This is a genomic window from Kitasatospora sp. NPDC101447 (assembly GCF_044767225.1).
In the GTDB taxonomy this organism is placed as follows: Bacteria; Actinomycetota; Actinomycetes; order Streptomycetales; family Streptomycetaceae; genus Kitasatospora.
The window spans coordinates 257724-275075 of the sequence record NZ_JBIWNL010000007.1 but is presented as its reverse complement, the minus strand read 5'-3'; the positions used below and the strand labels follow the sequence as shown (position 1 = coordinate 275075).

The following is a 17352-nucleotide window of genomic DNA, read 5'->3' as shown; positions in this document are numbered from 1 at the left end:
GGCTATCCGCCGAAGGGTGCCCAGGGCCAAACCGGCCCTGCGCCGCGCCGTCGTCCAGCCCGGCCCGCTCGTTGCTCATGCTCGCTCACGGCTTCCACTCGACTGGCAGGTTGGGCGCCTGGCTGCCGCTCGGCGGGACCTGCAGGGTCTTCAGGGTGAACTCCATCACCTGTTTGAACACCGGCCCGCACAGCTGCCCGCCGAAGTGGCCGTTGACCGGGCCCTGGAGGGTGCAGGAGACGGTGACCCGGGGGGCGTCGGCCGGGGCGAAGCCGATGAACGAGGCGGTGTAGCCGTCGTAGCCGACGCCGTTGGCGGCCCCCCGGTCGGCGGTGCCGGTCTTGCCGGCGACGCGGTAGCCGGGGATGGCGGCCTTGCCGCCGGTGCCCTGCTCGTCGTCGACGACGGACTCCAGCATCGAGGTGAGGGTCTTGGCGGTCTGCTCGCTGACCACCCGGGTCTGCTCACCCGCCGGCGTCGGGCTGTACTTGCCGTCCGGGCCGGTGATGCCCTGCACGATGCTGGGCGCGACCCGCACCCCGCCGTTGGCGATGGTCGAGTAGACCGAGGTGGCCTGCAGCGCGTTCATCTGCAGCGGCCCCTGGCCGAAGGAGATGTTGTACTTCTCCGAGGCGACCAGGTCCTCCGGCTTCTTGAGCATCCCGGAGGCCTCCCCGGGGAAGTTCAGGCCGGTCGGCTGGGCGACGCCGAACTTGCGCATGTAGGCGTCCAGCACCTTGTTGGCCTGGAGCTGGTCGCCGCCGCCGAGGGTCTCGATCGCCTCGATGGTGCCGATGTTGGAGGACTTGGCCAGCACCCCGGCCAGGGTCAGGTACCAGGGGTCGTGGTTGACGTCGTCCTTGAACTGCTGGCCGGCCCGGACCAGCCGGTTGGGGACGGTGACCTTGGTGTCCCAGGTGGCCTTGCCGGAGTCCAGGACGGCGGCCAGGCTCATCAGCTTGGCGGTGCTGCCCGGTTCGTACGCGTCGACCAGGGCCGGGTTGCCCAGCTGGGCCGGCTTGGACAGGCTCAGGTCGTTCGGGTTGAAGCCGGGCGCGGTGGCCATCGCGAGGACCTGGCCGGTCTTCACGTCCTGGACCACCACGTAGCCCTTCTCCGCACCGGAGTTGGCCACCTGGTCGGTGATCGCCCGCTGGGCGGCCCACTGGATGTCCCGGTTGACGGTCAGCTTCACATCGCTGCCGGGCACGGCCGGGTCCATCGAGCCCCCGGCGGTGGGCACCAGCCGTCCGCCCGCCTGGGCATAGCTGCTGTGGCCGTCCTTGCCGGCCAGCTGCTGCTGGTACTGCAGCTCCAGGCCCCCGGCGCCCGCGCCCTCGCCGTTGACGAAACCGACCAGGTTGGCGGCCAGCCCGTCGGCGGGGTAGACGCGCTTCTGGGTCTCCCGGTTGAACACCCCGGCCAGCGGGTTGGCGCACTCGTTGTCCACCCGGGTGCGCCCGCCCTGGTCGGCGGGCTTGCCGAGCTGCTTCTTCTGGAGCTGGCAGGCCCGTGAGCCGGCCTGCTTCTCCAGGCTCGACTTGAGGTCGCTGATCTGGTTCTTGGCGGCCGGGGTCTGCTGGGCGGCGAGCCGCTTGTAGCGGGTCTTCGGGGTGTGCAGGTCGGCGGCGATCCGCTCCTTGGGCACGCCGAGGATCGGCGACAGCAGGGCGGCCGCCTGCTCCGGCGCGTCCGGGATGCCGGTCGCGGCCGGGGTGAACATCGCCGGGTCGGCGGTGATGTCGTACGCGTCGACGGTGGCGGCCAGGGCCACCCCGTCGGCCGACGTTATCGAGCCGCGCTCGGCGGTGATCGGGATGTTCAGGTAGCGGTTGGTGTTGGCGTCGGCGGCCAGCGCGTCCGCGTCGACCAGCTGGAGCTGGACCAGGCGGCCCGCGAAGACGGAGAACACCAGCGACATCACCACGGTGATCACCCGGAGCCGGCGCTTCGGCTCGGCCAGCTTCAGGGCCTTGGCGCGCTGTGGCAGCCGGCTCTTGGGGCGCGGCCGCACCGCTGCCTGACTGCGGGCCGGCGGACGGCCCTCGGGGCTTCGCGGCTGCGGCGTGCGCGGGGTCGTCCGACCGGCCGCGGCCTTGCCGGGCTGGGCCTTCGCCGACTGGCCGCGCACCGGCTGCCCCTTCGCGGACTGGCCCCTGGCGGGCTGACCCTTCGCGGGCTGGCCCTTGGCGGACGGGGTGCGGCCGGCGGCGGACTGGCCGCGCGGCGCGGCGCCCCGGGGCACCGGGCGGCGGCCGTTGCCGGAGCCGGAGCCTCCGGAGGGCTGACGGGGCGTCGTCATCGACCGGCACCCCCGCTCGGCTGCGCGGTCGGGGCCGGATTGAGCTGGATCACCGAGTCACCGGCCGAGGCCGCCGTCGTCGGAGTGGCGGGGACGGGCGGAGCGGTCGGCGCGGCCGCCGGAGCCGGCGGCTGGGCGGCCGGTGACTGCCCGGCGCTCGGCTGGGCGCCGCCCGGTACGGGCTTCGTCGGCCAGGGCTCGGCCGTCGAACGCTTGACCGGCGGGCTGTCCTGCGCCGGGCCGGGCGTGCCGACCACCTTGCCGCCGTTCGGGACGTCCAGGAAGGCCATCCCCCCGGCCGGGACCATGCCCAGCTCGGCGGCGCGCCTGGCCAGCGCGTCCGGGGCCGAGCTCTGGTCGATCTGGTGCTGCAGGCTCTGCTGCTCGTCGGTCGCCACGGTGGTCTGCTTCTGCAGTCGGGACAGCTCGAAGGAGCCCTCGTTGAGCGCGGTGTTCAGCGCCAGCAGCCCGAGCAGGCCCGCCGCCAGCAGCACCACGACGAGCACCGCGAACGGCGTGCGCCCCCGGACCGGGCGTTTACCCGGCCGGACCGTGATGCGTGCCCTGCCCTGTCCGGGGAGTCCTCCCCGCCCCGCCCGGACCACACCGGCCACCGGCCCCACTTGCCTTCCCTCCGCCCTTCGGACCCCGCCGGGCCGGTTCGTCAGCCCCGCTTGCGTCGGTCCCTGATCCTCTCCGCCACCCGCAGCCGCACGGGCGCGGCGCGCCGGTTCTCCTCGATCTCCTCCTCGGTGGCCTGCTCGGCACCGCGGGTGATCAGTTTGAGCCAGGGCTGGTGCTCCTCCGGGATGAACGGCAGCCCCGGCGGGGCGGTGTTCGTCGCCCCGGCGGCGAGGTACTGCTTCACCAGGCGGTCCTCCAGGGACTGGTAGGACATCACCACGATCCGACCGCCGATCGCGAGGGCGTCCAGCGCCCCGGGGATCGCCCGGTCCAGGACCTCCAGCTCGCCGTTGACCTCGATCCGCAGCGCCTGGAACGTCCGCTTCGCCGGGTTCCCACCGGTGCGGCGGGTCGCCGCCGGAATGGCGTTGCGCACCAACTCGACCAGACGCGCGCTGTTGGTGAACGGTTCCTTCTCCCGCTCCCGCAGGATCACCGAGGCGATCTTCCCGGCGAACCGCTCCTCCCCGTAGACCTTGAGGATCCGGGCCAGGTCGCCGTGGCTGTAGGTGTTCAGCACCTCCGCCGCGCTGATCCCCCGGGTCTGGTCCATCCGCATGTCCAGCGGAGCGTCCTGGGCGTACGCGAAACCGCGGTCCGCCTCGTCCAGCTGCATCGAGGAGACGCCGAGGTCGAACAGGACGCCGTCCACGCGGTCGATGCCGAGCCGCTCCAGCACCTCGGGGATCTCGTCGTAGACGGCGTGCACCAGGGTCGCCCGGTCGCCGAACGGGGCCAGCCGCTCGCCGGAGAGCTTCAGCGCCTGCGGGTCACGGTCCACCGCGACGAGCCGGACCTCCGGGAACTGGGTGAGCAGCGCCTCGCTGTGCCCGCCGAGGCCGAGGGTGGCGTCCACCACCACGGCGCCGGGACGGGAGATCGCCGGCGCCAGTGCGTCCATGCACCGCTGCAGCATCACCGGAACGTGCTTGGGGCCCGGTTCGTTGGTGGTCATGCGCGGTGGCGCCCTTCCTCGGTGCGGAGCAGCCCGACGTCCGGGAGCTGCGACCATTCTCGCCCACCGTGTCCCGGCACGACGAAGCGGCCCGTGGTCCCCGCCCGCTCAAGGGGAAGGTCGTGACCGCCCGGCGCCGGGGAAGGTGCGCCAGGTGGGCACGGAGCGGGTGGAGGCCACGGACCGCGTCGACCGGGCCGCACCGGCTGGGAAAGCCCGGTTGACGGGCCCCGACGGGTGTGCTCCACTGCGCCGCAAACTCTATCGCCCGGGCCCTGCCAGTCAATGGTCCGCTCCGGCGCACCACCCGGGCGGCGGTACGGATCACTGCAGGTCGCGGCCGTTGGGGTGGCCCCCGGGCCGCCCGACCCGGGGGCCCTCGACGACCGCCGCGCGCCCCCCGCCCCGCGACCGCGTACGACCCATCCGGGACCAGCTCGGACAAACCCTCCGGTTGTGGCTATGCACTCGATCACAGCCGCCTGTTCTGTAGCTCTCCACCCCACCGCGGACACCGGATCGGCACTAACGTCGCCGACATGACAGTGACCCCCGACCGGCCCGCGCCGAACGCCGCTGCCGCCCCTGCCCACCCCACGATCATCGACCGCTTCGTCTCGTCCAACCGCGAGTACGCGGTGACCTTCCAGGACGGCGGCATGGACGCCCGCCCGGTGCAGAAGATCGCCGTGGTGGCCTGCATGGACGCCCGCCTCGACCTGTTCGCGGCGCTCGGCCTCGAACTGGGCGACGCGCACGTCATCCGCAACGCCGGCGGGGTCGTCACCGACGACACCATCCGGTCCCTGACCATCAGCCAGCGCGCCCTCGGCACCCGCTCGATCGCGCTCATCCACCACACCGGCTGCGGTCTGCTCGGGCTCACCGAGGACTTCCGCCGCGAGCTGGAGCTGGAGGTCGGCCAGCGCCCGCAGTGGGCCGTGGAGTCCTTCGTGGACCTCGACGGCGACGTCCGCCAGTCCATGCAGCGCGTCCGCACCTCCCCCTTCCTGCCGCACACCGACGACGTGCGCGGCTTCGTCTTCGACGTCCACACCGGCCTGCTGCGCGAAATCGACTAGGGCAGCCTGCGAGGGCCCGGGGGCGGTCGAGCCGTGCCCGGGCATTCGGGGTCGGCCGAATGGTGACTTCTGGCCACCGCGCGGGGGAGAATGCGCCTGCCGGTCGGACCCCGAACCACCTGGGGCGGCCGGGCCGCAGGCCGCCTCCCCGACGCCGGATCCGCCATCGGAACCGACCCCGGGACGGCCGCGTCAAGCATGGGGTGGGGTCCGGCCTCGGGACGGGGCGGGCACAGGGTGCCAGGGAGCGTAAACGGGTGACGAGCTACAACGATCAGGCCGGTCTCGGCGGGCCTGCGGGGGGCGAGCAGAGGACGGACGGGCACCAGCGGGTCGGGCTCCCCGAACTCGCCGCGGTCGTGGACCGGGTCCGCGCCAACGTCGAGAGCGTGATCGAGGGCAAGCCGGAGGCCGTCCGGATCGCCCTGACCGTCCTGCTCGCCGAGGGCCACCTGCTGCTGGAGGACGTGCCCGGCGTCGGCAAGACCATGCTGGCCAAGGCGCTCGCCCGCTCGGTCGACTGCACCGTGCGCCGCATCCAGTTCACGCCCGACCTGCTGCCCTCGGACGTCACCGGCACCAACATCTACGACCAGCAGCGGCACGACTTCGAGTTCCGCCCGGGCGCGATCTTCGCGCAGATCGTGGTCGGCGACGAGATCAACCGCGCCTCGCCCAAGACCCAGTCCGCGCTGCTGGAGTCCATGGAGGAGCGCCAGGTCACCATCGACGGCACCAGCTACGAGCTGCCCTCGCCGTTCATGGTCGTGGCGACCCAGAACCCGGTCGAGATGGAGGGCACCTACCCCCTCCCGGAGGCCCAGCGCGACCGCTTCATGGCCCGCATCTCGATCGGCTACCCCAGCCCCGAGGCCGAGCTCGCGATGCTGGACGTGCACGCCGGCGCCAGCCCGCTGGAGGACCTCCAGCCGGTCGCGCACGCCTCCGACATCCTCAAGCTGGTCGACCTGGTCCGCACCGTGCACGTCGCCGACCCGGTCCGCCGCTACGCCGTCGACCTGGTCGGCGCCACCCGAAACAGCCACGAGCTGCGCCTGGGCGCCTCGCCGCGCGCCACCCTGCACCTGGTCCGGGCCGCCCGCGCCGCCGCCGCGCTGGACGGCCGCGACTACGTCACCCCGGACGACATCCAGCGCCTCGCCGTCCCGGTCCTCGCGCACCGCCTGATGCCGACCGCCGAGACCCAGCTCAGCCGCCGCACCTCCGAGCAGATCGTGGCCGACCTGGTCGCCCGGCTGCCGCTGCCGCGCCCGCAGGGCGGCCCGGCCGTCCGGAGGGGCTGAGGTGGCCCAGTCCGACGCCGCGTCAGGGCTGCGGGCCGGGTTCCGCGGCCTCACCACGCGCGGCCGGTCCTTCCTCGCCGCCGGGATCACCGCGGTGGTCTGCGCCTACCTGCTCGACCAGGACGCCCTGCTGCGGGTGGGCGTGCTGCTCGCCGCGCTCCCGCTGGTCGCCGTGGTGGTGGTCGCCAACACCCGCTACCGGGTGGCCAGCGGCCGCCGGCTCAGCCCGCGCCGGGCGATCGCGGGCCAGGAGGCCCGGGTCCACCTGCGGCTCGACAACGTCTCCCGGGTTCCCACCGGCCTGCTGCTCCTGGAGGACAAGGTCCCGTACGTGCTCGGGCCGCGCCCGCGCTTCGTGCTGGACCGGGTCGAGCCGCGCGGCTACCGCGAGGTCTCCTACCGGGTCCGCTCCGACCTGCGCGGCCGCTACCCGCTCGGGCCCCTGCAGCTGCGGCTGGCCGACCCGTTCGGGATGTGCGAGGTGACCCGGGCCTTCACCGCCTCCGACGTGCTCACCGTCGTCCCCCTGGTCCAGGCCCTGCCCTACGTCCGGCTCAGCGGCGAGTGGCTCGGCCAGGGCGAGAGCCACAGCCGCACGCTGGCCCTGGCCGGCGACGACGACGTGATCCTGCGCGAGTACCGGCCCGGCGACGACCTGCGCCGGGTGCACTGGCGTTCCACCGCCAAGTACGGCGAACTGATGGTGCGCCGTGAGGAGCAGCCGCAGAAGGCCCGGGCCACCGTCCTGCTGGACACCCGGGAGATCGGCCACCGGGGCAGCGGCCCCGCCTCCTCCTTCGAGTGGGCGGTCAGCTGCGTCGCCTCCGTCGCCACGCACCTGCTGGAGCGCGGCTACCAGACCCAGCTGCTCACCGACACCGGCCTCGCGGTGCCCGGTCCCGGCGCGGGCGGCCACAACAACGCCGCCGACACCTCCGGGCTGATCCTGGACGCCCTCGCGGTCGCCGACCTGTCCGACGGCGGCACGCTCTCCCGCGCCGAGGAGCCGCTGCGCACCGGCGGCGAGGGCCTGCTGGTCGCCGTCCTCGGCGAGCTGGACGACACGCAGACCGCCCGGCTGGGCCGGCTGCGCAGCCGCACCGGCGGGGCGATCGCCTTCCTGCTGGACACCGGCACCTGGGCCGGCCTGCGGATGCTCGCCCCGGACACGGGGGGCGACGAGTTCCGCGCCCGGGTCCGGAAGCTGCGCGAGGCCGGCTGGACGGTCATCCCGGTGCGCGCCGGGGACTCCGTTCCGGACCTGTGGCGGGCCGCCGAAGGCGCCAAGACGACCGCCCCCAACCGAGAAGAGGCCGGCGCGTGACCACCCGGGCCAAACTGACCGTCTACGCGGCGCTGGCCACCGTGCTCGCCTCGCTCTGCATGCTCCCGCTGCTGACCTCGCGCAGCTGGCTGACCCACGCCGTCCTGGTGATCGCCGTCCTCGCCGCGGTCGGCGCCGGCCTGCGACGCTCCCCGCTGTACCGCTGGACGGTGCCGGTCGGGCAGCTGCTGGTGCTGCTCCTGCTGATGATCGTCGGTTTCTCCGGCACCGCGCTGCCCGGTCCGTCCGCGCTGCGGGTCCTGGACCAGGTCTTCGCCTCCGGTCTGGACGACATACAGCAGTACGCGATCCCGGCACCGCCCACGCCCGGCCTGCGGCTGATCCTGGTCTCCGCGGTCGGCCTGATCGCCGTCGCGGTGGACACCGTCGCGGTGACCTACCGCCGCTCGGCGCTGGCCGGGCTGCCGCTGCTGGCGCTCTACTCGATCGGCAACGGCCTGGCCGGGGACCACGGCAGCTGGTTCTGGTTCGCGCTCGCCGCGGCCGGCTACCTGGTGCTGCTCTTCGCCGAGGGCCAGGACCGGGTCTCCCGCTGGGGCCGGGTCTTCCGCGGCACCCCGCGCGGCACCGTGAGCTCCGGCCGGGTCAGCCCGGGCGGCCAGCAGGTCGGCATCCTGGCGCTCGCCGTGGCGATGCTGCTCCCCGTCGTCCTGCCGCACTGGGACCTCGGGCTGCTGCACTCCGGCTCCGGCGGAAGCTCCGGCAAGGGCGCCGGCGGGGGCGTGGCGAGCACCCTCGACCCGCTGGTCACCCTGGAGGCCGCGATCACCCGGCCCACCGACGCCGAGCTGCTCACCTACACCATGGACAGCGACGTGGCCGACCAGACCTACCTCCGGACGGGCTCGCTGGACCAGTTCGACGGCACCAGCTGGCGGCTGAGCAGCACCACGGTCAACGACCTCCCGGTGTCGATGCCGAACCCCGAGGGCCTGCGCAACGCCAACGTCCCCCGGATCGAGGGTGACTTCCAGGTCAGCGACCGGCTGCAGAACAGCTGGCTGCCGATGCCCTACCCGGCCGCCTCCGTCCAGCTGCCCAACCGCGGGGAGTGGAAGCTCGACCCGCTGACCCGCACCGTCGTGCCGGCCAACGACAAGGCGATGCACGGCCTGCGCTACCACGTGAGCGCCCTGGACCTGCGGCCCACCGCGAACGAGCTGCGCCAGGCCGCCGCCGCACCGCAGGACATCCGGGACCGCTACACCGCCGTCCCGGCCGACCTGCCGAGCGTGGTCGCCGAGCAGGCCAGGACGGTCACCGGCGGCGCGCAGAACGACTACGACCGGGCGGTGGCCCTGGTGAACTGGTTCACCGGGCCGGACTTCAAGTACGACACCACGGTCGCGGCCGGCACCGGCAGCAACGCCATCACGGTCTTCCTGCGCGACCGCCGGGGCTTCTGCGTGCACTTCGCCTCCACCATGGCGGCGATGGCCCGCGTGCTGAAGATCCCGGCCCGGGTCGCCGTGGGCTTCACCCCCGGCGACACCAAGGGCGGCAACGTCTACTCGGTGAACGGCCGGATGTACCACGCCTGGCCCGAGCTGTACTTCGCGGGCTACGGCTGGCTGCGCTTCGAGCCGACCCCGAGCCGGGGCGTTCCGACCCACTACACCGAGGCGTCCAGCGCGCCGACCACCGCGCCGACCCAGCACGCGACCGCGGCCCCGCAGAGCGCGTCGGCCGCTCCGGCGCCGTCCAGCAGCTCGGACTGCACCGCCAAGCAGCGTCAGCTGGGCGACTGCGGGCCCAAGGGCAAGACCGCCGCCAAGCCCACCGAGGAGTCCTGGCTGCTGTCCGGGCAGGTGCTCGGCACCTTCGCCGCGGTGCTGGCGGTGATCGCGCTGCTGCTCTCGCCGATGCTCTGGCGCACGGCCGTACGCCGTCGTCGGCTCGGCGGCGGCGGGCGGCGCCGGCCCGGCGGGAGCGGTCCCGCGGAGCTGACCGACGCCCAGGTGCTGGCCGCCTGGGACGAACTGGTCGACTCCGCCTGGGACATCGGAATTCCCCCGGACGAGTCACGCACGCCGCGGTCGGCCGCCCGGCGGATCACCGAGAAGGCGGACCTGGACGCGGACGCCGCGGCCGCCACCGGGCGGCTGGCGCTGGCCACCGAGCGGGTGCTGTACGCCCCGCCCGGACAGGTCACCGAGGCGCCGCTGGCCGCCGACGTGCACACCGCCCGGCGCGGCCTGCGGGCGGGCGTCGGCCGGGCCGGGCGCGCCCGGGCGCTGCTGCTGCCGCCGTCCTCGGCGCAGCTGTGGTGGCGGATCTCCGACGCGCTGCGGGCGGCCCGGACGGCCGTCGGTACCAGGGTGGCCGGAGCGGTCGAGGCGGTCTCCGCCCCGGTCCGGCGGGTCCTCACCCGGCGGCCCGGGCAGGACACCCCCGGGCCGGACGCTCCCGGGTCGGACACCCGGGAGTCCTAGCCCCGGACACGGCAGACGCCGGGGGCGGGCAGTCGGTCGACTGCCCGCCCCCGGCGTCTTCGGTCCTGATGCGCCGTACGGCCCGGTGGCTAGAAGCCGCCGGTCTGCTCGTCCCTGCGGCGCTGCCAGCGCTGCTCGACCCGGTCCATCATCCCGGCCTTGCGGCGCGGGGCGGCGGCCTGGCGGGGCCCGGAGCCCTGGGCCGCGGGCCCGCGGCGCCAGCCGGTCACGGCGAACACCGCGCACCCGAGCATCACCAGGAAGCCCACGACGCTGACCCAGATCTGGTCCGGAACGACCATGCCGCCCATCAAGAGCCCGATCCCCACCACGAATCCGGCAATGGCCAGGTAGACCCGCCGACGGGTGTAGGTGCGCAGCCCGGTTCCCTCAAGCGCCGACGCGAATTTGGGATCTTCGGCATACAGCGCTCGCTCCATCTGGTCGAGCAGTCGCTGCTCGTGCTCCGAGAGCGGCACGGAGTCCTCCTACTCGTCGGTCGCGGGTGCGACCGGTCCGCCCACCCCGGTCGGGGAGGCAAGTCCAATCAGCCTTGGGGCAACACGGTCGGACGCCTGTGCGGGGGGCCCGGCCCGTGTCGTCCATATGCCCCACGCATCCGGCTGTCATGCTTTCCGGCTTTACCCAGATCATACGGTCCGTGAGCCTGTTACGGAGTGGTCTGCGCCGCGTGGGACGGGCCACTTCGACCGGGCCCGGCCGCACCGGTGTCAACGGGCCACACCCCGGACAAGTGCCCGATCCGTTGGAATCGGTCCGGACCTGGGCAGCTTCGCCGCAGGAGAGCGGAAACCGGCCGGTCGGCCGGGCCGGGGAACCGGCGGGCGACGGGCACGCGAACCGCCGCCGTACGGTGTGCGAACCGTGCGGCGGCGAAGGTCTCGCGGAGGTCTCGCGGAGGCCCGGCGGGGGCGGCTCAGGCCAGGGTGGCCAGCAGGTGCAGCTGGGTCGCCACGGCGTGGAAGGCGGGCTGCTCGGCGGCGGCCTCCTCCAGCTTCAGCAGCGCCTCCAGCGCGCCCGGCTCGGTGTCCACCAGCACCCCGGGGACGAGGTCGGCGAAGACCCGGACGCCGTGCACCGACTCCACCCGCAGACCGGCGGCCTCGGCCAGGCCGGACAGCTCCTCACCGGTGAAGCGACGCGGCATCGGGTCGTTCTCGCCCCAGCGGCCGTCGGTGGCGGAGAGCACCGTGCGGGCCTCGTTGAAGTGGCCGGCCAGCGCGCGGGCCAGCACGGCGCCGTTGCGGTTGGCGGCCAGCAGGCTGACCAGACCGCCCTTGCGCAGGGTGCCCGCCAGGCTGCCGAGCGCCTCGGCCGGGTCGTCCACGACCTCCAGCACGCCGTGGCAGAGCACCGCGTCCACGGTGCCGGGGGCGACCAGCTCGGGCAGCGTCTGGGTGTCGCCCTGGACGGCGCGCACCAGGTCCGTCACGCCGGCCTCGGCCGCCCGGCGCTCCAGCGCGAACAGCGCGTCCGGGCTCGGGTCGACGACGGTGACCCGGTGGCCGAGCTTGGCCACCGGCACGGCGAAGTTGCCGGTGCCGCCGCCGGTGTCGACCACGTCGAGCACCGGCTGCTCCAGCTCGGCCGCCCGCTTCTCCAGGGCTGCCCGCACCACCTCCCACACCACGGCGGTACGCAGGGCACTGCGGGGACGCGTCGGGTACAAGGTGCGGCTCCTTGGCACGTGCAGTTCGATCAGGTTGCCTCCACCTTACGGGTGGCCGGTCCGGCGGCGCCCGGCGGCTCGTCGCCGTCCAGCGGCAGCCGGGGCGCGGGCGGGACCGCCCGCAGGCCCAGCAGCCGCTCGACCAGGCGCAGGAACAGGGCGGAGTTGCGGATCAGGTCGTCGGCGTCGCGGGCCGACGCGGCACCCCGGATCCCGGCCTCGGCGGCGGCCCGGCGGCGGGCGCCGGCGCCGTAGTAGAGCGCCCACTCGGCGAGTTCCGGAGCCACCTCGGGCAGCACCTCCCAGGCACTGCGGATGGCCTTGCGCCGGCGCGGGTTCTTCTCCGGGCGCCCGCGCACCGCCAGGACGGCCGCCACCGTGCGCAGCGCGGCCAGGTGCGCGGTGGCGTAGCGCTCCAGCGGGTCCTCCAGCGCGCGGGCGCGGGCGAGGGTGCGGTGGGCGTCGGCGAGCAGGTCGAGGGCGGCCGGCGGCGCGGCGATCCGGCGGACCACGGGGTGGACGTCCCCACCGCCGGGGCGTCCGCCCGGCTGGTCCGGGGTGTACGGGTGGGCGGCGGAGTGGAGGCGGGCGGTGACGGGCTCAGGACGGCTGATGGTCATGGTCTCCCCCGTTCCGAGGCAGTGCGCGGACCGGATGGTCCGTGCCCCTCCATCGTGAACGGCACCACTGACAATCCGTCCGTTCCGGGACGGAGCCCGGGAAACGCGATCGGCGGCGGGCGCGGGCCCTCCCCCGGTCCGCGCCGCCGCCGTGTGCCGTCGCTCCGCCGTCCCCCCACGGGCGGCGGTGACGAACTTCCCCCGTGGCCGGTCTCCCCCCGGCCCGCTCCGCCGCCCCGTGTCGGCGGTGCGGGGACCGTGACCAGCCCCGTTTCGCGGATCTCCGCCGCCGTCCCCCGGCACTCACGGCCGGAGGGACGGACGGATCCGCCACCCGGGCGGGGCGGCGCCCGACGCGCCGCTCCTCCCGGATGCCACCACTCTCCCGTCTCCGCAGGTCGGAGGCCATCCGCTGACGTACTCAACCGCGGATCTGAGTATCCGTACTCAGACCCCGCGCGGAACCGGCCCCGGGCCGTACGGCGTCCCGGCTCCCGGTACGGTACGGCGGGGCCGGGCGGAACCGGCCCGGTTCACGAGAAGGGGGAGGCCATGACGATCCTGCCGCTGATCTTCACCAGCGGACTGGCCAGCGGCATCAACGCCTACGCGGTGGTGCTGCTGCTCGGCCTGCTGGGCCGGTTCGCCGACGCGCAGTCGGTGCCGCACGCGCTGGAGCGCACGGACGTGCTGGTCGTGGCCGCCGTGCTGTTCGCGCTGGAGGCGGTGGCCGACAAGATCCCGTACGTGGACAGCGTCTGGGACCTCGTGCACACCGTGATCCGGCCGATCGCCGGCGCCACCGTGGGCGTCCTGATCGCGAGCAACGACCCCGGCTCGCTGAGCGAGGTCGTGGCCAGTGCGATGGGCGGGACGACGGCGCTGGTCAGCCACCTGGTGAAGGCCTCGCTGCGGATGGCCGTCAACACCTCCCCCGAGCCGGCCAGCAACATCGTGGTCAGCATGGCGGAGGACCTCTCGGTGGCCGGCCTGGTCACCCTGGCGATCTTCCACCCGTGGCTGGCCGCCTCGATCGCCGCCGTGGTCCTGGTGGCCGGGCTGCTGCTGGTCCGCCTGGTGATCGGCAGGATCCGCGCCTTCCGGGCCCGCCGTCGCGAGCGCCGGGCCGCCAAGGCCGCGCAGGCCGCGCAGGGCGTGCAGGGCGCGTACGCCCGGCAGCCGGGGGTCTGAGCCGGGCCCCCGGGGCCCCTAGGATCGGGTGCCATGGCACGGATCGTCATCATCGGCGCAGGAATGAGCGGGCTCGCGGCGGCCTCCCGGCTGGCGACCCTCGGCCACCGGGTGACGGTCTGCGAGGCGAGCGGTACGTACGGGGGCATGGTCGGCCGCCACGAGCGCGACGGCTTCGCCTTCGACACCGGACCGGGGCTGCTCGCCCTCCCCGCGGTCTACCGCGACCTCGCGCTGAAGACCGGCAAGGAGCCGCTGGAGCAGTTGGTCGAGCTGGCCCCGGTCGATCCGGAGAGCCGGCACCTGTTCCCCGACGGCACCGCCGTCACCCTGCCCAACGCCTCCCGCGGCGGGGTCAGCCAGGCCCTGGACGCGGCCTTCGGGGCCGGCTCCGGCGCCCGCTGGAGCGCGGTGATGAACGACGGCCGGACGGTCTGGGAGGCCACCCGCCGCCCGCTGCTCGAAGAGCCGCTCCCCGCCGACACCGGCTTCCTGGGCACCGACCCGTACCCCGTCCCGCCGCGCACCGGCCTGGCCCGGCTGCGCCGCGCCGCCCCGTGGACCCTCCACGACGTGGCGGCGCGGCAACTGGACGGGCACCCCGGCCTGACCGCCCTGCTGTTCGAGTCCGCGGTCCGCTACGGCTTCGTCCCGGGCCTGGCCCCGGCCGGGGCCACCGTGCTGCCGTACATGGAGCAGTCCTTCGGCGTCTGGTACGTCCGGGGCGGCCTGCGCGCCCTCGCGGAGGCGGTGTACCGGCGCTGCGAGCTGCGCAAGGTCGACTTCCGCTTCGACACGCCCGTCACCCGGGTCGTCGTCGAGGACGGCCGCGCCCGCGGCGTCGAGACGCCGGACGGCCGGATCGAGGCCGATCTGGTGCTCTCGGCGATGGACGCCGACGCGCTGTTCGGCCGCGGCCTGGCCGAGTGGCCCGGGAAGCCGGCCGGGGCGTGGCGGCCGTCCGGGGCGCCCGGCCGATTCTGCGTGCTGCTCGCCCTGCGCGGCGCCCGGCCGGAGGGCACCGCCCACCGCACCGTGGTGCACACCCCCGACCTCGCCGCCGAGGAGCGGGCCCTGACCGGCGCCGGCCCGCTGTGCGAGCGCCCCACGGTGCAGGTGCTGCGCCCGGACGACCCCGCGCTGCGCCCCGACGACGCGCACGAGAGCGTGGTGCTGACCGCGACCGTCCCGGCGCAGGGCGTCGTCGACTGGACCGCCCCCGGTGTCGCCGAGCGCTACGCCGACCGGCTGCTCGCCCACGTCGACGCGGCCGTGCCGGGCCTGCGCGAGCGGGTGCTGTGGCGGGTCGTGCGCACCCCGGAGGACACCCGCCGGGAGACCGGCGCCCCGGGCGGCTCGGTCGCCCTGCCGGTGCTGGCCGGAGCGGACGGGGGCTGGCTGAGGACCGCCAACGAGTCCCCGGTCCCCGGCCTCTACCTGATCGGCGGCACCGCCCACCCCGGCGGCGGGCTGGCCCGCGTCGGCATGTCGGCCTGCATCGCCGCCAACCTGGTGGGGCCGGCCTAAGGGCCCGCCCGACCACCCCGGGTCGTCAGCCCTGGTGCCAGGTGTTCTGCTGCTGGTAGCCGTAGTTCTGGTCGTACGCCTGCTGCTGCGGGATGCCCTGGGCCTGCGGGTCGGGCTGGGGCTGCCACTGCTGCTGGTGCTGGTGGGCGTTCGGGTCCCAGGTCTGCTGTTGCTGCTGGTAGCCCGCGTACGGGTCCTGCTGCTGGCCCGGCTGCTGGCCCTGCTGCTGGTAGGCGCCGTACGGGTCCTGCTGCAGGTCCTGCTGCGGGTAGCCGCCGTAGGACTGGTCGTAGGCGAAGGCGGGCTGCTGCTGGGTCTGCCACTGCTGCTGGTCGTAGCCGCCCTGGTAGGCCGTGGCGGCGTACGGGTCCTGGACCTGCTGCTGCGGCTGCTGCTGCTCGTAGTAGGCGGGGGCGTAGATGCCGTCCTGGGCGAGTTCCTGCATCTCGAACGCGGCGGTCTGCTCGACCTGCGGCTCGTCCTCGGGCATCGGCGTCGGCGTCGGCTCGAAGGCCGGGGGCTCCTCGACCGCGCTGACCTCGCCGATCCGCTCCGCGGCGACCACGGCCGCCGCCACCGCGGCCCCGCCGCCGGTGAGGGCGCCGAGCAGCGGCACCTTGGCGAGCGGGCCCGGCAGGCTGCCGTCGGCCTTCCGCAGGGACCAGCCGTCGCGGTAGCCGCGCTTGACCGACAGCGTGACGAAGGTCTGGCCGACCGCGAACAGCGCCGCACCGGCCCCGATCACCACGACCGACCCGGCGCCCATCCCGCCGGCCACGCCCAGGAAGCCGACCAGGGCCAGGACCCGCCAGTGCACCGGCGCCCGGTTCTGCAGCAGCACCTCGGCGACCAGCCAGAGCGCCACCACCGCCAACGCGGCGTACAGCAGCAGGTATCCGATGCCCATCCGCCCGCTACCTCCAGTCGCGTGCCCGCACGTGTCCGCCGCGGGTGTGCGGCGACTGTACCGGTTCAACGGCCGGGGTACCGCATCGCGTTCCCGGCGCACCCGGTACCGACCGCACACGACCGAGCCCGCCACCGTCGGGACGGTGACGGGCCCGTGAACGCCCAGCGTCAGCACGCCGGTCGCAAGGACCACCCGGACGACCGGACCCGGCCTGCTCGGGCCGGCCGCGGGACCTCAGCGCTGGTGCAGCCCGAGGTTCTGGTAGATCTCCAGCGTCGCCGTCGAGTGGTTCAGCGTGATGAAGTGCAGACCGGGCGCGCCCTCGGCGAGGAGCCGTTCGGCCATCGCGGTGGCGTGCTCCATGCCGACGGCCCGCAGCGCCGCCGGGTCGTCGATGGCCGCCCGCAGGCGGGCCTCCAGGTCGGCCGGGAAGGCCGAGCCGCTGAGCTGCGGGAAGCGCTCCAGCTGTTTGGCGTTGGTGACCGGCATGATCTCCGGGATGATCGGCGTCTCGCAGCCCGCGGCGATCACCCGGTCGCGCAGCCGCAGGTAGTCGTCCACCTCGAAGAACATCTGGGTGATCGCGTAGTCGGCCCCGGAGCGGATCTTCGCCACGAAGTGCCGGATGTCGTCGTCCCAGTTCGTCGAGCGCGGGTGCATGTTCGGCGAGGCCGCGACGCCGACGCAGAAGTCGCCGATGCCCTTGATCAGCTCCACCAGCTCGTACGCGTAGGTGACGCCGTCGGGGTGACTGACCCACTCGCCCATCGGGTCGCCGGGCGGGTCGCCCCGGACCGCGAGGACGTTGCGCACGCCCTGGTCCGCGTACTGGCCGATGATGTTGCGCAGCTCCGCGATCGAGTGGTCGACGGCGGTCAGGTGCGCGACCGGCGTGAGCGTGGTCTCGGTGGCGATCCGGCCGACCATGTTGACCGTGCGCTCGCGCGAGGAGCCGCCCGCGCCGTACGTCATGCAGACGAAGTTCGGGTCGAGCGGTTCGAGTCGACGGATGGCGTCCCAGAGCTTCTGCTCGCCGACCTCGGTGCGCGGCGGCATGAACTCGAAGGAGAAGGAGCGCTTGCCGGCCGCCAGGAGCTCGCGGACGGTCAGTGCGCGATCCGCTCTCGTGGAAGCGATTCCGAGTGCCATGCTGGCAGGCTATCCGGCCTTCGAGGAGGCCGGACAACTCGGTTCCACGGATTGAGACAACTGATGGACGGCATTCCGGTTGGCCCCCGCCGTCCCTTCCGGGCCGCTCGCACCGCGTCCGCCGACCCCGTCGCACCACCCCCGCGGGCCCGCTCGCACGC

At 74.3% G+C, this 17352-nt stretch carries 14 protein-coding genes; 6 read left to right on the top strand and 8 right to left on the bottom strand.

What is annotated here, in order from left to right; genetic code table 11:
• Nucleotides 1-85: 85 nt before the first annotated feature.
• The 3 genes from ACIRST_RS13710 to rsmH all read right to left on the bottom strand — a co-directional run bounded on the left by ACIRST_RS13710 (nucleotide 86) and on the right by rsmH (nucleotide 3941).
• Nucleotides 86-2302, bottom strand: coding sequence for a penicillin-binding transpeptidase domain-containing protein (locus ACIRST_RS13710; protein ID WP_402802408.1), 2217 nt, complete (start codon nucleotides 2300-2302; stop codon nucleotides 86-88).
• Nucleotides 2299-2808, bottom strand: a complete 510-nt coding sequence (locus tag ACIRST_RS13705; RefSeq protein ID WP_402802407.1) for a hypothetical protein — start codon at nucleotides 2806-2808, stop codon at nucleotides 2299-2301. Before ACIRST_RS13705 ends, ACIRST_RS13710 begins: the two co-directional genes overlap by 4 nt.
• A gap of 158 nt (nucleotides 2809-2966) precedes the next feature.
• The gene (rsmH, locus tag ACIRST_RS13700; RefSeq protein WP_350522500.1) at nucleotides 2967-3941 is read right to left on the bottom strand and encodes a 16S rRNA (cytosine(1402)-N(4))-methyltransferase RsmH; all 975 of its coding nucleotides are present in this window, start codon (nucleotides 3939-3941) and stop codon (nucleotides 2967-2969) included.
• Nucleotides 3942-4480: 539 nt separating this feature from the next.
• On the opposite strand from rsmH, the gene ACIRST_RS13695 reads away from it, so the two are divergent.
• From ACIRST_RS13695 to ACIRST_RS13680, 4 genes are all read left to right on the top strand, one after another.
• On the top strand, nucleotides 4481-5023 hold the full coding sequence (locus ACIRST_RS13695) for a carbonic anhydrase (RefSeq protein ID WP_350522501.1): 543 nt from the start codon (nucleotides 4481-4483) through the stop codon (nucleotides 5021-5023).
• A gap of 257 nt (nucleotides 5024-5280) precedes the next feature.
• Nucleotides 5281-6327, top strand: a complete 1047-nt coding sequence (locus ACIRST_RS13690) for an AAA family ATPase (protein ID WP_402802406.1) — start codon at nucleotides 5281-5283, stop codon at nucleotides 6325-6327.
• A gap of 1 nt (nucleotide 6328) precedes the next feature.
• Nucleotides 6329-7651 carry a DUF58 domain-containing protein gene (locus ACIRST_RS13685; RefSeq protein WP_402802405.1) on the top strand — a complete coding sequence of 441 codons (1323 nt, stop codon included), beginning with the start codon at nucleotides 6329-6331 and terminating at the stop codon, nucleotides 7649-7651.
• Entirely contained in the window at nucleotides 7648-10104 is a 2457-nt protein-coding gene (locus ACIRST_RS13680; RefSeq protein ID WP_402802404.1) for a transglutaminaseTgpA domain-containing protein, read from the top strand. Before ACIRST_RS13685 ends, ACIRST_RS13680 begins: the two co-directional genes overlap by 4 nt.
• An 89-nt stretch (nucleotides 10105-10193) precedes the next feature.
• On the opposite strand, the gene ACIRST_RS13675 is transcribed toward ACIRST_RS13680, so the two are convergent.
• From ACIRST_RS13675 to ACIRST_RS13665, 3 genes are all read right to left on the bottom strand, one after another.
• Nucleotides 10194-10583 (bottom strand): DUF3040 domain-containing protein, encoded by a 390-nt coding sequence (locus ACIRST_RS13675; RefSeq protein WP_350522504.1) that lies wholly within the window; start codon nucleotides 10581-10583, stop codon nucleotides 10194-10196.
• Between the two features lie 458 nt (nucleotides 10584-11041).
• Nucleotides 11042-11794 carry a methyltransferase domain-containing protein gene (locus ACIRST_RS13670; RefSeq protein WP_350522505.1) on the bottom strand — a complete coding sequence of 251 codons (753 nt, stop codon included), beginning with the start codon at nucleotides 11792-11794 and terminating at the stop codon, nucleotides 11042-11044.
• Between the two features lie 29 nt (nucleotides 11795-11823).
• Nucleotides 11824-12414 carry an SAV_6107 family HEPN domain-containing protein gene (locus tag ACIRST_RS13665; protein WP_350522506.1) on the bottom strand — a complete coding sequence of 197 codons (591 nt, stop codon included), beginning with the start codon at nucleotides 12412-12414 and terminating at the stop codon, nucleotides 11824-11826.
• Between the two features lie 552 nt (nucleotides 12415-12966).
• Here ACIRST_RS13665 and ACIRST_RS13660 point away from each other — a divergent pair.
• Nucleotides 12967-13605: a DUF4126 domain-containing protein gene (locus ACIRST_RS13660; RefSeq protein WP_402802403.1), complete on the top strand. Its 639-nt coding sequence runs from the start codon at nucleotides 12967-12969 to the stop codon at nucleotides 13603-13605.
• A 33-nt stretch (nucleotides 13606-13638) separates the two neighbouring features.
• The gene (locus ACIRST_RS13655) at nucleotides 13639-15132 is read left to right on the top strand and encodes a phytoene desaturase family protein (RefSeq protein WP_402802402.1); all 1494 of its coding nucleotides are present in this window, start codon (nucleotides 13639-13641) and stop codon (nucleotides 15130-15132) included.
• A gap of 25 nt (nucleotides 15133-15157) precedes the next feature.
• Here the strand turns inward: ACIRST_RS13655 and ACIRST_RS13650 are convergent, their stop codons facing one another.
• Nucleotides 15158-16039 (bottom strand): hypothetical protein, encoded by an 882-nt coding sequence (locus tag ACIRST_RS13650; RefSeq protein ID WP_350522509.1) that lies wholly within the window; start codon nucleotides 16037-16039, stop codon nucleotides 15158-15160.
• Between the two features lie 237 nt (nucleotides 16040-16276).
• Nucleotides 16277-17191, bottom strand: coding sequence for a methylenetetrahydrofolate reductase [NAD(P)H] (gene metF, locus ACIRST_RS13645; protein ID WP_350522510.1), 915 nt, complete (start codon nucleotides 17189-17191; stop codon nucleotides 16277-16279).
• Between the last annotated feature and the right edge of the window lie 161 nt (nucleotides 17192-17352).